The sequence below is a fragment of the Sorangium sp. So ce590 genome (genome assembly GCF_051521365.1).
Lineage (GTDB): Bacteria > Myxococcota_A > Polyangia > Polyangiales > Polyangiaceae > Sorangium.
This window is the reverse complement of the sequence record NZ_CP150346.1, coordinates 7,984,868-8,000,251: the sequence shown is the minus strand read 5'-3', so window position 1 is coordinate 8,000,251 and position 15,384 is coordinate 7,984,868. Positions and strand designations below refer to the sequence as shown.

Below are 15,384 nucleotides of genomic sequence, written 5' to 3'. Positions count from 1 at the left end.
GCGCGCCTTGCTCGAGGCGCGGGCCGTCTCCAGCGCTCCAAGGAGGCGTGAGGCAGGCGTAAGGTTCGACCTTACATGAAGTCGTGTACTCTACGCAAACTCACCGCCGATTCAAGGGGGCCGGCCCGGGGAACGAAGCCCGGGGGCGCCGCTCGGACGAGCCCGTCCACGCCTGCGGCGAGCCCAGGTGCGCACAAAGTGCGCGGGGGGCCTCATGCTTGCTTCCGGGGTAGCTCCAGCTCGAAGCAGGTATTCTCGTGCTCCGTGACGAGCCTCAGATCGCCTCCGTGGTGCTGCGCGATGTTCCGCGAGAGGCTGAGGCCGAGCCCGGTGCCGTGCTCTTCCTTCTTCGTCGTGAAGAACGGGGTCATGATCTTCTCCGCGAGCCCGGGATCGATCCCCTTGCCGCTGTCGATCAAGCGCACGTAGACCTTGTCATCCGAGGCGCGCGCCTCGATCCGGATCCATCGCTCCCGGAGCGCCGAGATGGCGTCGACCGCGTTGTTGATCAGGTTGATGAGGATCTGCACGATCTGGACGGGGTAGCAGTCGATGACGAGCTCCTCCCGCGGTAGATCGAAGCTCAGCTGGACGCTCGCCGGCTGGAGCCGGAAGCCGCTGACGCGGACGGCTTCCCGGATCAGCTCCTGGACGTCGTGAGGGCGGAGCGTCTCGGACTCCATCCGGGTGATGGACTTGAGGCCGGAGATCACGTTGGTGATGTTCTCGACCATGCGGTCGATCTCGGTCGCGACGCGGGCGAGGCGCTCCTTCTCCAGCTGCCCCCGCTCCGCGAGCCTCTTCAGGAGATCGGTCTTCGTGGTGATCACGTTGAGCGGCGTGTTGATCTCGTGGGAGATCCCGGCCGCGACCTCGCCGAGCGACGCGAGCTTGCTGAACTTCGAGAGCTCCTCCTGCTGGGAGAGGATGATCCGCTGCGCCTGGACCCGCTGCGTGATGTCGAAGATCAGGAGGATGAGGTAGCTCGGCTCCTCGGCGCCGAAGTTGACGGTGGCGGTCCGGAGCTCGATCCAGAGCTCGCCGCCCGTCCGCTCTGCCAGGTTGATGGTGAACGACGCGAGCGGCCTCTGGCGGGCCGCCTCCGAGACATCGGCGATGCGCGGCGACTCCGCGCCGCGCAGGACGATGCCGAGCAGCTCGTCGAGCGCGAGACCGTGGAGCTCGGCCTCGCCCCTGCCGACCTTGTCGGCGAACTCGTTCGAGGCGAAGGTCACCCGGTAAAGCCCCTCGTCCGACTCGAGGATCGCGAGGCCCGCGTTGGACGCGGAGACGACCTTCTTGAAGACCTCGAGGTGCTGCTCGTGGAGCACCCGCTCCGTGATGTCGAGCGCGATCGTGCAGACGGACTGGGCGTTGCGCCTGTCGTCGAGCAGGGGGAACTTCGACGACAGCCAGTAACGGAGCCTGCCGCCCACATGCAGGCTCTCCTCCTGCCACGTGGGCGACCGGCTCTTCAGCACCTCGAAATCGCGCTCCCGCAGCGCGCTGCCGGCCCTCTGGCCGAACAGCTCCTCGTCCGTCCTCCCCAGCACGTCCTTCTCGGCGCGCCCGAGGACGTCGCAGAAGCGCTGGTTGACGTAGACGTAGGCGCCGATCGCGTCCTTCATGGTCACGAGCGCCGGCGTGTTGTCGAGGATGGCGGAGAGCCGCTCCCTGCCGAGCCTGCTCTGGGTCAGCGCGTGCACGAGCTCGGTGTTGTCGACGAAGCCCACGACGGCCCCGTCCACCTCGCCCTCCGGCCCCGGGATGAGCTGGATGCGCGCCTCGAAGTGCCGGTCGACGACCTCCAGCTGGAGCTTCATCGGCCGCCGCTCGCGCGCGCTCTCGATGATCATCTCGAGGACGGGATCGACGTTGAGGTGCGCGAGGGCGGCGCGGACGTGCTGGCCGCGATCCACCTCCGAGATGCGGAACAGGTGGCGGGAGGCGGGGTTGTAGTCGGTCAGGCGGAGGTTCTTGTCGATGACGAGGAGGGGATAGGCGATCGCGTTCTGGATCGCGACGAGCCGCTGGTTGAGCGTCGTGAGCTCGGACGACTTGACGTTGATCTCCTGGTTCAGCGTCGTCAGCTCCTCGTTCGCCGACTGGAGCTCCTCGTTCGTGGTCTCCAGCTCCTCGTTGGTGGACTGGAGCTCCTCGTTGGACGACTGGAGCTCCTCGTTGAGGGCCTGGAGCTCCTCGCTCGCGGTGTCGTGCTCCTCGACGAGGGTCTGGAGGTGCTCCCGCGTCGCCGCGAGCTCCTGCTCGAGCCGCCGGATCTGCTCCCCCGGCGCGAGGCGGGAGGCGCTCGCGGGCGCCTTGACCGGGCGGGGCGGGGCGTGCGGCGCGTGGCTGAAGCGGATGATGAACTCGGTCCGGCCGTCGGACGGGAGCGGCACGACGGTGAGCTGGAGCCGCCTCTCCTCGCGGTCGACGACGAACGCGTGCCGCTGGTCCCCCTTCGCAGCGTGACCCGACCGCTCGGCCCGGTGGAGCAGCGCGGTGAGCTCGATCGCCACGTCGGGCGGGAGCAGCTTCTGGATCGAGACGGTGGGCTCGCCCTTGGGGAAGTTCAGGTACCGGTTGGCGTTCCCGAACACGTGCCGCACCCGGTGGTCGTCGTCGACAAGGACCGAGTCCGGGGCGAAGCCGTTCACCATGGCGTTGAAGAGATCGATGGCCGTGGTGGACTGGCGATCCTTCGTGATGAGCGCGCTCTCGCGGTTGAACTCCTGCCTCGAGTACGACCGCGGGAGGTCGCCCTTCCTGGCGGACCGGACGAAGATCTTCGCGTTCCTGTCCGTGAGCTCGAACCGATCGCCCACGGTCGTCGCCGACTCGGATTTGCCGAGAAACAGCGCGCCCTGGTCGTCCATCGCGAAGTGGAACGTCTTGAGCGTGTGCTCCTGCAGGTGGGGGTTGAAATAGATGAGGACGTTGCGGCACGAGACGAGATCCAGCTTGAGAAAGGGCGGATCCCGGGCGACGTCGTGGCGCGCGAAGACGATGGCGTCGCGGATGTAGTCCTTGATCCTGAACGACGGGTCCTGCTCGTCGAAGTATCTGGACCGCAGCCGGGAGGGGATGTCGGCGACGGAGGCCTTCTGATAGAGCCCCTTGCGCGCGACGGACATCGCCTGCTCGTCGATGTCCGTCGCGAAGATCTGGACGTTGAGCTGCTTGTTCGCCTTCGCGAGCGCCTCGAACACGAGGATGGCGATCGAGTACGCCTCCTCGCCCGTGGCGCATCCGACGACCCAGGCGCGGAAGCTGTCGCCGGGCCGCTTCCGGTCGATCCGCTCCGCGATGGCGGCCGCGAGGGCCCTGAACGAGGGCTCGTCGCGGAAGAACGACGTCACCGAGATCAGGACGTCCTGGAAGAGGAGCCTGCCCTCCTCGGGGCGCACGCGGAGGTAGTCGGCGTAGGCCTCGATGGACTCGCAGCGCGTGGCGACGACGCGCCGCTCGATCCGCCGGCGGACGGTGGTCTGCTTGTACTGGGCGAAGTCGACCCGGCTCGCCTTCTCCAGGAAGGAGAGGATGCTATGATAAGGATCCTGCTGGCTCAGGCCGAGCTGCCTGAGCGAGGCGTCCGGCGGGTCGGAGCGGCCGGCGAGCTCGTTGAATTTGCTGAGCTGATGGGCCATCTCCTCCAGGCCGAGCTCGAGGTCGACGGCGCCGGTCTGCTTCGCGGCGCGCGGCATCCCGTCGTACTTGGCCGACTCGGAGGTCTGGCAGAGGGTGACCCCGCCCGCGGCCTTGATGGCGCGGACGCCCTGCGCGCCGTCCGACCCCGTCCCCGAGAGGACGACGCCGATGGCGTTCTCGCCGTGGTGCTCGGCGATCGACTTGAAGAACAGGTCGACCGAGGGCTTCGGGCCGACCCGGGTCTCGGGCTGCCGCAGGAGGAGGACGCGGCCGTCGGCCACCACGTCGGCGTTGGGCGGGGTCACGTAGACCGTGTTCGCGCAGAGGACCTCGCCATCGGAGACCTCTTTGACGCTCAGGGCGGTGCAGTGGCCGATGATCTCGACGAGCCGACTCCGATGCTGCGGCGCGAGGTGCTGCACGATGACGAGGCTCATCCGGTCGGCGGTCTTCAGGCCGCCTATCAGGACCCTGAGCGCGGCGAGGCCGCCCGCGGAGGAGCCGATCCCGACGACATAGGTGGGGCTCGCGTGGGCGAGCGGCGCGCGTGGGGCCGGCGCTCCGGTGTCCTCGGCGCGCTCGGCGACCGGGCCAGACGTAGGAACATCCAGCCTGGGTGTGACCTGCGCAGTCGCTGGCTTCTTCTTCCTGCTGGATGGCCGCCTGGCGCGGGTGCTGTTCTTCGTGCTCATGGACAACAACAGACCGCGAGGGGATCGGGGTCGCGAGGATACCGGACGCGGGCGTAGGGGACCATCCGGTACCACGCTGCCCGGGCCGGCGCAGGGGGCCGCAGGCGACGGCGCGCCCGCGACACGCCTGTGGCGGCTGCTGGGCCGGATCGCGCGGCGGGCGAGGGCAGGGGCTGCCGCGCGGGCCGAGGATCGTGCAGGATGAGGGCGCCTCACGCGGACGGACGCGAGGGGCGGTCGAGAGTGCACAACGTGAACAAGCGCGAGAAGAAGGGCCGCGGCGGGGGCGGGAAGGACGATCACGGCAAGGGCGGGGGCGAGCTCGCCGAGGCGGCGCGCGCGCTCGAGCGCGAGCTCATCCGCTTCGAGGAGCTCGCGGAGTCGGCGCGGAGGCTGCCCCTCGACACGCGCAAGGGGCTCGAGCGCGCCGCGAGGTCGACGACCGAGGCCGCGGAGGCGCAGCAGCGCGTGAGCGTGGCGCTCGGGTCGCTCATCGCGGCGATCGCCGCGGCGCGGGATCGCCACGAGGCGACGGCGACGGCGCTCGCGGGGCGCGGCGAGGAGATCAAGCGGCGGGCAGAGCAGCTCGGGGAGCTGTTCCAGCGCTTCGCGGCGCTCGGCGAGGAGGGGCGGAACATCAACCAGCTGGTCCAGGAGGCCGCGGCGCGCCAGCGCGAGGCGACGAGCCCCGAGCAGATCGGGGAGGTGGTGGCCGCCATGGACGAGGTCGAAGGGCGCATGGGGCGCCTCGCGGACGAGGCGCGCGAGCTGGCTCAGGCGGCGACGGAGGCGGGGATCGTGGATCTCGCGGAGCAGGCGGACGGGATGCGGCAGCAGGTGACCGCGATGCGGAACAAGGTGGGGCTCCTGAGAAAGGGGATGATCGCGCGGCTGTCGGGGACGGGGGGGACGGGGCCGAACTAGGGGCGGCGGATACGCCTCTGGGAAGTGAGGGGGGGCTAGGACGACGGGGACCGACAGAGCGTGAAATAATGATCGAGCGACTTCTCACCCTTGAACGCGGCGCCGATGGAGACGTCCTTTGACACTCGGCGCATGAAGTCGCGCGTTCCGTTGTAGACGAAGAACTGGAGGCCTCTGTCGTTGGGGACGACCGAGGGCCAGCCGTCGGGCACGGGGCCGTCCGGGACCTGGAAGTAATCGATCACGACCGCGCCGCGCTCCTGCCACGCTAGATTGCCCGCCGTCGGGAGCGCGACGAAGAAGCCAGGGCCAATCCAGGAGCGCGTGAGCCCCTCGTTGTAACCGAAGAGCCGCGCGCTGCCGTCCTCGGGCGAGGCAAAGCGCTTCTCGAAGGAGCGGAGCGGGGACGGGAGAGGAAGACTGTTCCTGCCCTTGTGATGAACTGCAACACGACGCGGGGTGCCGTCCGGGACGAAGAAGTCGAGCGTGAGCGGGGGGGCGTGGAGCGCGGCGGCGTAGAGCGACCGCTGATCCGCGCGGGTCGTGGTCGACAGGGCGTGGAGGCGCTCGTCGTGCGTCAGGCCATCAAGGTGCTCGGCGAGGCGAGCTACCGGGGCGTTCTGGCGAAGAAGTTGGATGAGCTCCGACATGGGCAGAGGAGCCTAGCAGCGTTCCGCTTCGGCGCAGGCGGCCAGCCTCGCCTTGAAACGAGGCCGGCCGGGCGAGGCGCCATGTCGCGGCGAGCGACGCCTCAGCCGCAGTCGGAGGGAGAACGCAGCAAGGCCGCGGCGAGATCCGTCAAGTCGGCGCCGTCGAGACCCGCGGCGAAGCGGCGGAACGCCTGCTCGTCACCGCCCGTCAACGCGTGGGCCGCACAGACGGCGCGGGGATGGACCGAGCGGGCCGCGGGCGCGCGGAGCACCCGAGTCAGGCCCTCCAGCGCCTCCTCGTTGCCTGCCGCCGTGGGCGCGGCAGAGGCCACCACGGCGCGGAGATCCGCGGTGAGGACATCGGAGACGTCGGTCACGCGGAGCACGCCGGCGAAGAAGGCGCGCCACGCGGGGAGGGCGGCAGGGTCGAGCCCCTCCAGGTACGCCGCGAGGTGCCGGAGCGCGAGCACGCGCGCGCGCACAGAGCTCGACGCCAGCGCGACCTGGCCCCACGTGCGGAGCGCCGCGTCGGGCGGCAACCTGAACTTGGACAGGTACTGGAGCCGCGCGTCCGAGACGCCGCCGGTCGCGAGCCCGGTCCGCAGCGCGGACCAGTCCTCGGCGAACAGATCCTCGGGCGAGACGACGCTGCTGCACGCCGCGTAGCTGTCGACGTAGTCGAGCCCGTAGCTGTAGGGAGCCCCGGCGAAGATGTCGGTGAGCACGCTCGACCACGCGCCGCGGATCTCGACGTCGAGGCCCGGCGCGCTCGCGGCGTCGCACGCCGCGGCGAGCGCGACGGCCCGGGCCGCCTCGGCGTCGAGGCCGGCCACGAACGCCTCGAGCTGCTCGGGCGCGAGCCCCGGGGGCAGGCCGCCCTGGAGCGCGGCGAGCTGGTGCGCGCCGCCGACGTCGAGGAAGCGCGAGACCGCGTCGGGATCCGACGGCACGCGGCGCGGGGCGAGCGTCGCGGCGTAGGCGTCGAGATCGCGCTCGGTGCTCAGGAAGGCCCACTCGGGGTGGCGATCCAGCGGATCGACGACGAGGAGCTCGGAAGGCGCCCCGGGCGCGACCTCGACGCGCTCGGCGGGCGCGAGCGTCTGCACGCGGGTGAGGCCGTCTCCGGCCACCCAGGCGAGCTCCAGCGGGGCGACGAGCGCCCCGTCCGGGTCGTGCAGCGTCACGAACGCCCCGCCGGAGGCCGCGGGCTCGACCGTGAGCCAGGGGAGCGCCCTGGCCGCGACCGCGCGCCGCGCGCGGGCCAACGCCTTCGGGCCGAGCGCCGGCGCGAAGGCGTCGAGGAACTCGTCCGTGCCGATCGTCCCGAAGCGGTGCTCCTCGAGCACGCCGCGGAGCGCCGACCAGAAGGCGTCCTCGCCGGTGAGGCTGCGGATCTGGGTGAGCAGCCAGGCGGCGCGGCCGTAGGGGCCGCTCGTGTACTTCTCGCCCGGCGCGAGCGATGGATCGCGGACGGCATCGCCCGCGTGGGGGCCGAGCTCGTCGCCGTTCAGCGTCCCCGCGCCGCTCTCGTCCGTGTAGGCGCGGACGCCCTCCTGCTCGAGCAGCGTCGCCATGCCCTCCTTGATCCAGAGATCGTCCCAGGTCTCCACCGTCACCAGGTCGCCGAACCACTGGTGCGCGAGCTCGTGCGTCGTGAGCAGGAGATCCGAGGCGAGCGCAGGCTCCGTGCTCCGCTCCTCGCGCTGGAAGCTGATGCTCGCGTGCTCGATCCCGCCCACCGAGAAGTCCGGCAGGAGCACGAGCGCGTACTTCTCGAACGGGTACGGCACGAGCAGCTCCTCGAAGCGGCCGATGGCGCGCGCGATCTCGTCCAGCATCTTGCCGTGATCGCCGGGCAGCCCGCGGCGGCGCCAGATCGCGATGGGGAGATCCCCCTTCGCCCCGCGCTCGACCTCGAAATCGCCGATCGCGAACGCCATGAGGTAAGGCGGCAGCGGATAGGCGGTCTCGTAACGGACGAGGCGGCCGGAGGCCCCGAGGTCCTCGTCGCCCACGAGATCGCCGTTCGCGATCAGCGACTCGCCGCCGTCGACCCGCATCGCGACCGAGAACAAGGCCCGGTCCGAGGGCGCGTTGTGGCACGGCATCCACCGCGACGCCCCGAGCGGCTCCGACACCGTGTAGACGGCGCGCACGGGGACGGGATCGCCCATGCGCGCCGGCACCGCGCGGAGCGCGTCGCCGGAGAGCGCCTCGTAGTCGATCTCGATCGCGATCGGCTCGCCGCGCGTCGCCTCGGGCACGCTCGAGAGATCGACCGCGAGCGCCGCGCGCGTCGGATCGAGCTGGTGCGGGAGGGCGCCGCCATCCTTCTGCCGGACCTCCTTCACCTCGGCGACGGCGCTGTCGAGCACGACGACGCGCGGGCCGTCGCCGGTGACCGACAGCGTGAGGCCCAGCGTCGCGACGAGGCGGCCCCGCTCCCAGTCGAACTCGCCCCGGAGATCGTATCGCTCGATGTCGAACGCGCTCCCCTCGAGCGGCGCCGGGCCTTCCCCCGAGCACGCCGCGACGAGCGATCCAAGCAGCAGGCAGGCCACCCGGAACGCTCCGGGGCGGTGTTTCTGGACAGTGCAGTGCATCCGGTCTCCTTCGATCGGAAGAGGCGATTCATCTCGCCGGCCGGAGGCTGCAGCCCGGTAACCCGAGCCCAGACAGGCGCAGCGACGCGTAACTGACCTATGGACAGTTACAGAACCCGCGCCCGTGGCCAAGCGGAGGTGACGCGCCGGAGATCGCGGCGGGGAGGCTCGGCGTTGAAAAAGCAGGGCGCTCGGTTGGGTGCGCCACGGGCACGCGGCGCGCGCACCCTTGCGTACCCCGGGCGCAGCTCGTCTGTCGTTTCGCCGTTCATTTGCAAGGGTTACAGCGACCTATGCGAGGATGCTGCCCGCCATGGCACATCATCGAGAGGGGTGGAGGAGGGGGCGTTGGCTGGCCGCGCCCCTGGCTGTGGGCGCGGCGCTCGCCGTCGCGCTCGTTCCGAAGAGCTCGTCCGCGCAGACGTGGACCGGCGGACGGACGACGCCGGTGCTCGACGAGATCGTCGCGATCGACAGGACCGGGGAGCCGCGCTGGCCCTACGGCGACGAGGACGTCGCGAAGGACGGCGCGGCGACCTTCGCGGAGCCGGAGCGGTCGATCGATTTCCGCACCGCCTACGCGGTCGCCGACGCCGGGCGGCTCTGGGTGCGCGCCTACGTGTCGGGGACGACCGCGATCGGCGCCCAGACGACGCTCTTCGTGTTCATCGACGCCGACAAGAACCGGGCGACCGGCGGCACGGCGAGGGCGCCCGAGATCGACCCGCGGTTCACGGCCGACGCGTCGATGGGCGGCTACGAGTACGTGCTCGGCGTGAAGGGCGACGGCACGCTCTCGGACGTCTGGAGGTTCGTGGCGCCGCCGGGGAGCTACGAGCGCGTCACGGTCACCGACATGCAGGTCGCCACCGAGGCAAGGACGGACGTCGATCCCCTGCTGATCGGCGAGGCGACGCGGGGATACGTGCAGGGATCCATCGATCTCGACATCGTGGGCGTCAGCGTCGCGTGCGCGGCGAACCTGTACTTCCGGTCGGTGAACGACGCCGCGGAAATCGGTCCGGGCGATCTCGACATCGGCCTCTCCGCCTCGTGCGTGGCCGACGACGGGGACGGCGACCGCGTGCCCGACGTGATCGTCCCGTCGTCCGGCTGCACCCGCGACGCGGACTGCGCCGGCGCGGGCGTGTGCGTCGAGCGCGACTGCGTGCTGCCGGTGTCGTGCGTCGACGACACCGACTGCGCCGGGGACGAGGACTGCTCGCCGGATCACCGGTGCATCCCCGCGCCGTCGGGCAGCTGCACGTCGGACGCCGGCTGCGGCGACCTCGTGTGCGTGGGCGGGCAGTGCAGCCCGTGCTCGCTCGGCGGCGACAGCTGCGGCCCGGGCGCGCGCTGCGCGCCGACCGGGCGCTGCGTCGACGGCGAGGCGTCGAGCGGCGCGGGCGGGCCCGGCGAGCCGGATTTGCTTGAGGGCGATGCGGTCCAGGGCGGCGCCTGCGCCTGCGCGACGGGGCCCGCGCCCCTCGGCGGCGGCGCCCTCTCGCTGCTCGCCGCCGGCGGGCTCGCGCTCGCCTGGCGCAGACGCCCCCGCCGCGGAGCGGAGGCCGGCCGATGAAGAGGAGACCCATGCGCGCACGGATCACCGCCGCCACCGCCTGCACGATCTTCACGATCCTCGCCGCCGCGACGAGCGCGTCGGCGCAGGAGACCGACATCGACATCGAGCGCTTCAAGCCCGCCGTCACGCACGACGCCTTCGTGGTCACCGAGGGCTCCGGCGTCCGGGAGCCCGAGGATCCCTGGGAGTTCGGGCTGCTGCTGAACTACGCGCGCAACCCGCTCATCGTCGCGACGGGCGACGGGGACCTGCGGACCCAGATCGTGAGCGGCCGCCTGGGCGGCGATCTCATGGCCTCGGTCACCATCGCCGAGCCGTTCGCGCTCGGCCTCGACATCCCGTTCTTCCTCTTCCAGTCGGGGGAGGGCTCGCCGTCGTTCGGGGGCATCGGCGACATCCGGCTCGTGCCGAAGCTGCGCATCCTCGACGACCGCGACTCCATCGGCCTCGGCCTCGTGGCCGAGCTGCGCGTGCCCACGCACACCGGCGATTTCTCGGGCGGCGCGCGCAACGTTGTGTTCTGGCCGCGCATCATCCTCGATCACCGGTTCGCGCCCGGCCTGCGGTTCGGCGTCAACGCGGGCGTCGCGATCCGCGAGGGGACGACGTACGCGAACGTCGAGGCGGGGAGCGAGCTGACCTACGCGGCGGCGCTCGGCTACCGCTTCGGCGGCATCGACGGCAAGGTCGAGATCGGCGCCGAGGCGAACGGCGGCATCGGCTTCACCGCGGACGACCTGAAGGAGGAGGAGACGCCGCTCGAGGCGCTCGGCTACGTGAAGATCAACCCGAGCAAGGAGTGGGAGATCGTCGCGGGCCCGGGCATCGGCGCGCTGGCCGGCTACGGCGTGCCGATCTTCCGCGTGTTCGCGGGGGTGAAGTACACGCCGACGTCGCACGACCGCGACAGCGACGGGGTCGACGACGAGCGCGACCAGTGCCCCGACGTGCCCGAGGATCGCGACGCCGACTACGACAGCGACGGCTGCCCCGAGGAGGACGCCGACGACGATCAGGACGGCGTGGCGAACGTGGATGACGAGTGCCCGGACGAGAAGGAGACGATCAACGGCGTCGAGGACGACGACGGCTGCCCGGACAAGGGCGAACCGCGGGTCTCGTACGAGCAGGGCCAGATCGTGATGCGGGACACCGTCCGCTTCCGGTCCGGGTCGGCCGAGCTCGAGCCGGAGTCGTACAAGACCCTCGACCAGGTGGCGCTCGTCATGAAGGCGAACCCGGAGGTCGAGCGGTTGCGGATCGAGGGGCACACCGACGAGACCGGCACGCGCGAGCTGAACCTCCGGCTGAGCCAGGAGCGCGCGGACACGGTCCGGAAGTACCTTATCCAGAAGGGCGTCAGCCCTGGCCGGCTCACGGCGGAGGGCTTCGGCCCGGACAAGCCGCTCGCAGAGGGCGACGACGACGCGAGCCGGGCGAAGAACCGCCGCGTGGAGTTCGTGGTCGACAACTGAGGCGCGCTCCTCCAACTGAGGCGCGCTCCTCCAACTGAGGCGCGCTCCTCCGCGAGCGCGCCGCGCCGCCGCGCGTCAGAGGTGACCGCTGCCGCCCGTCAGAAGCGGCCCTGGATCCCCAGGCCGCCTCCGGTGGTCCCGACGGCGGGCGTGACCACGATCCGCGCCGCCGCGGGCTCCGCGTCGCCGAGCGACGTCACGAACAGCGCGACGCCGGCCGCGAGCCCGACCCCGCCGACCACGAAGCCGACGTTGGACAGCGTCGCCGCGCTCCTGGCGTCGTCGACCAGCGCCACGCCCCGATCGTCGCAGAGCGTCGCGGTCCGGCAGTGATCGTCCTGGGCCCGGCCCCACCGCGCGCTGGCGATGAGCCCGAAGATCGAGCCGGTCACGACGCCCGCGACGCCGACGCCGCCGGCCACGAAGGCGAGGGTGCGGCGGGTGCTCGCGCCGTCGTCGTCCGCGCCCGGCCGGAGCGGCGCCCCGGGCGCCGGCGCGGAAGGCCCTCCGGGCTGCGGCGGGGCCGCCGCGGTCGCTCCGGGGTCGTCCTCGAGCGGCGGGACCGCCACCGTGACGACCTTGCCGGGGCCGGCGGTCTGCGCCTCCACCGAGAACGGCTTCTTGCCGGGCGCGGTCGCCTCGATGCGGTGCGTGCCCGGGTCGACCGGGAGCGGCGCGCTCCACGCGCCGGCGTCGAGGACCGCGCCGTTGCGTCGCACGACGAGCCCGTCGGCCGGCGCGCTCACCGCGATGGCGAGGCGCTCGAGCCGCTTCTCCAGATCGGCCGCGCGGCGCGCCGCCTTCGCCTCGCGGTCGGCCTGGCCAGCCCGGCTCGCCATGTCCGCGGCCTCGCGGAACGCGGCCCAGGCGCTCGCGGTCCGGCCGAGCCGATCGAGGCAGTCCGCCAGGTTCCACTGGGTGCCGTACCCCGGGTCGAGCCGCTGGCTCGCCGCGAACTTGGGGCACGCCTCGGCGAGCTTGCCCTGCGCGACGAGATCGCGCCCCTGGCGGAAGAGCGCCTCGGCCGCGGCGGCCTGATCCGCCGAGGGCTCCGCGCGGGCGACGCCCGCGGAGAGCGACAGGAGCGCGGCGACACACCACGCGACGCGGCTATTTCCTCGATGTCTCGTCATCATCATTCCTCGGGGGCCTGGGAGGCGACGGCGGCCTGGCCGCGGGCGGGCGCGGCGCGGGCGGGCGCGCGACGGCGCCAGCGCTCGCCGACGCCGCGACGCGCGCGGTCGCCGAGGGCGGCGCCTCGGGCGTCGATGAAGCCGCGGCCGGCGCGTCCCCCGGCGGCGGCGCGTCCCCCGGCGCCGGTGCGTCCCCCGGCGCCGGCGTGTCGGCGCGAGGCGCCGGCCTCGTCTCGGCGCCCGCGGACGGCGGCGGCGGCTCGGCCTCGGCGCGTGGGGGCTCAGGGGCGGCCGAGGGGGCGGCCGGGGGCGACCCGCCGCGCACCGCGAGGTAGACGCCGGCCCCGCCCGCGATCGCGGCGGCCAGCACGCCGCCGGCGACAAGGGCGATGGGCGCGCGCGACGCCGGGCGCTCGCTGCGGCTCGACAGCCCCACGCTCGTGGCGGGCGCCGTGCCCGACAGCGCGTGCGGCCCGAACGGCGCGCCCGACAGGCGCTGCGGGGTCGAGGCGGCGTCGAACGGCGCGCCCGACTGGCGCGGCGGCCCCGAGGAGGCCCCGAACGGCGCGGCGGCCCCGAACGGCGCGGCGGACCCGAACGGCGCCCGCGACGCGCGCACGGCGGCGTCGAGCGGCACGAGCATCGCCTCGACGATCGCCTCGCCGTGCGGCAAGAACGCGCGCAGCGCCGCCGCCAGCTCGCCGGCGCTCGCCGTGCGGCCGGCCGGATCGATGATCAGCGTCCGGTGCACAACGTGGGCGACCTCCGGCGGCACCCACGGCGCGATCTCCTGGATCCAGCGCACCGGGGTCGTGCAGATGGCGAGGACGAGCTCGCCGAGGCCGGTCAGGTGCTGGTTGGGGCGCTGCCCCGCCAGGGCGTGGTACAGGCTGATCCCGAGCGACCAGATGTCCGAGCGCGCGTCGATGGCGCCGCTGCCGCGCGCCTGCTCGGGCGACATGTAGAGGGGCGAGCCGAGCAGCGCGCCGCTCTTCGTCATCCCGCCGTTGCCGAGGCTCTGGTCGGTCATCTTGGCGACGCCGAAGTCGAGCAGCTTGACGACGCGCTGGCCGCCCTGCTTCCGCGCGAGGAACAGGTTCGCCGGCTTGATGTCGCGGTGGACGACGCCGGCCTCGTGCGCGCGCTCGAGCCCGAGGCACGCCTGCAGGCCGATGCGCAGCGCGAGATCGACCGGCAGCGGGCCGAGCCGCTCGATGAGCGCCTGCACGTCCTCGCCGTCGAGGAACTCCATCGCGATGTACGGCGAGCCCGTCTCGCGGTCGCGCCCGGTGTCGAACACCTGCGCGATGTGCTCCGACTCGACCGCGCCGACCGCGCGCGCCTCGCGCTGGAAGCGGCGGAGGAGCTCGTCGTCGGCGGCCTGGCCGAGGATGACCTTCACCGCGACGCGGCGGCCGGTGCCGGTGTGCCGCGCCTCGTAGACGGCGCCCATGCCGCCCTGGCCGAGCAGCCGGAGCATCGCGTAGCGGTCGTCGAGGACTCGACCGATCATGACGGGAGGCCCGGAACGCCGGCGACGGCCGCCTTGGCGAGCGCGTCGGCGAGGCGTGAGGCGGCGGCTTGGGGGCGAGCCCTCTTCACGGCTGCAGGCTAGAGCACCTCCGCCCCCGCGTCATCCCTCGCCGCAGCACCTGCACCACGGCAGCCTCACGAGCGTGTGGTGCGACGTCTCGAAGGTCGAGAGGTCCTGGATCAGGAGCCGGCCCCCGAGCCTCGAGGGCGTGTACGCCGAGAGCACCTTGAGGGCCTCCATGGCCACGAGGTGGCCGAGCAGCTGCCCCATCGTGCCGGCGTGGGGCGCGGGCTCGGCCCGGAGGGCGGCCGCGGGCAGGGGGCTCAGCGCCTCGGCCATCGCGCAGACCCGGCACGCCGTCTCGCCCGGGAACACGAGGGGGCCGAGGACGGCCGTCGCCCCCGCGAGGTGCGCGAAGAGGGAGGCGATCCGCGCGCGGTGGCCGAACCGCGCGACGCGCGAAAGGAGCTCCGCGTCGTCGCCGCGCACCGCCGCGACGAGGAGGTGGGGGCGCTCGTCCGGCGCGAGGAGGTCGTCCGAAAGGAGCGCGGCGGCGGGGCTCTCGTCCACCCGGCACAGCGGCGCGCGTTCGCGGATCAGCGCCGCCACGGCGCCGCGGCGGGGCGCGCCGAGCGCCGCCTGGCCCCGCGCCTGGACGCCCGCGACGTCGCGCGGGTCGACCGCGCCGCCGCGCCCGTCGATCAGGCGCAGCGCCGAGATCCCCGCCGCCGCGAGCGCGAGGGCGGCCGCGGCGCCCCAGGGCTCTGGGCCCACGACGAGCACGCGCGCGCGCGCGATCCGCTCGGCCGCCTGCTCCGGGGCCGACGACCACCTGCGCAGGAACTCGCCTTGCCCGCGGAGGCGCTCGCGATCGACGGACGGCGGCGCGTCGGGCGCCGGCTCGACCAGCCCGCGCGCCTCGAGCAGGTCGAGGAACGCGGTCACGCTCTGCGGCGAGTAGTCGGCGAGCGCCTCGACGAGCGCCTCGCGGCCGCGCGACCCGTCGAGCAGCGGCACCATCCGCTCGAGGAACGCGCCCACGTCCGCGCCGGTGAGCTGGAAGGTGCCGAGATCGGAGCGGAGGATGACGCCCACGTCGGTGGGCGTGATGCTGGCCGAGCGGCTGAGTCGAATGCTGGGCAT

Annotated in this window: 9 protein-coding genes; 3 read left to right on the top strand and 6 right to left on the bottom strand. The window is 72.8% G+C overall.

From position 1 onward, the window contains the following. Window positions 1-212 precede the first annotated feature (212 nt). Entirely contained in the window at window positions 213-4,340 is a 4,128-nt protein-coding gene (locus tag WMF28_RS30025; protein WP_437596775.1) for a chemotaxis protein CheB, read from the bottom strand. 252 nt (window positions 4,341-4,592) lie between these two features. Between WMF28_RS30025 and WMF28_RS30020 the strand changes: the two genes are divergently transcribed. Continuing rightward, window positions 4,593-5,264, top strand: coding sequence for a hypothetical protein (locus tag WMF28_RS30020; RefSeq protein ID WP_437596774.1), 672 nt, complete (start codon window positions 4,593-4,595; stop codon window positions 5,262-5,264). 35 nt (window positions 5,265-5,299) lie between these two features. On the opposite strand, the gene WMF28_RS30015 is transcribed toward WMF28_RS30020, so the two are convergent. Both WMF28_RS30015 and WMF28_RS30010 read right to left on the bottom strand, forming a co-directional pair. Then, window positions 5,300-5,914: a hypothetical protein gene (locus WMF28_RS30015; protein ID WP_437596772.1), complete on the bottom strand. Its 615-nt coding sequence runs from the start codon at window positions 5,912-5,914 to the stop codon at window positions 5,300-5,302. A gap of 101 nt (window positions 5,915-6,015) precedes the next feature. Further along, window positions 6,016-8,517 (bottom strand): M1 family aminopeptidase, encoded by a 2,502-nt coding sequence (locus tag WMF28_RS30010; RefSeq protein WP_437596771.1) that lies wholly within the window; start codon window positions 8,515-8,517, stop codon window positions 6,016-6,018. A 313-nt stretch (window positions 8,518-8,830) separates the two neighbouring features. Here WMF28_RS30010 and WMF28_RS30005 point away from each other — a divergent pair, with 313 nt between their 5' ends. Continuing rightward, window positions 8,831-10,096, top strand: a complete 1,266-nt coding sequence (locus WMF28_RS30005) for a hypothetical protein (RefSeq protein ID WP_437596769.1) — start codon at window positions 8,831-8,833, stop codon at window positions 10,094-10,096. An 11-nt stretch (window positions 10,097-10,107) separates the two neighbouring features. Then, window positions 10,108-11,574, top strand: a complete 1,467-nt coding sequence (locus WMF28_RS30000) for an OmpA family protein (RefSeq protein WP_437596768.1) — start codon at window positions 10,108-10,110, stop codon at window positions 11,572-11,574. 98 nt (window positions 11,575-11,672) lie between these two features. Here WMF28_RS30000 and WMF28_RS29995 read toward each other — a convergent pair whose 3' ends face one another. The 3 genes from WMF28_RS29995 to WMF28_RS29985 all read right to left on the bottom strand — a co-directional run bounded on the left by WMF28_RS29995 (window position 11,673) and on the right by WMF28_RS29985 (window position 15,384). After that, complete coding sequence (locus WMF28_RS29995; RefSeq protein WP_437596767.1) at window positions 11,673-12,707, bottom strand: hypothetical protein; 1,035 nt, start codon at window positions 12,705-12,707, stop codon at window positions 11,673-11,675. Beyond that, on the bottom strand, window positions 12,685-14,220 hold the full coding sequence (locus WMF28_RS29990) for a serine/threonine-protein kinase (protein WP_437596766.1): 1,536 nt from the start codon (window positions 14,218-14,220) through the stop codon (window positions 12,685-12,687). The genes WMF28_RS29995 and WMF28_RS29990 overlap by 23 nt, the downstream gene beginning before the upstream one ends. Before the next feature lie 120 nt (window positions 14,221-14,340). Continuing rightward, window positions 14,341-15,384 carry a TOMM precursor leader peptide-binding protein gene (locus WMF28_RS29985; RefSeq protein ID WP_437596765.1) on the bottom strand — a complete coding sequence of 348 codons (1,044 nt, stop codon included), beginning with the start codon at window positions 15,382-15,384 and terminating at the stop codon, window positions 14,341-14,343.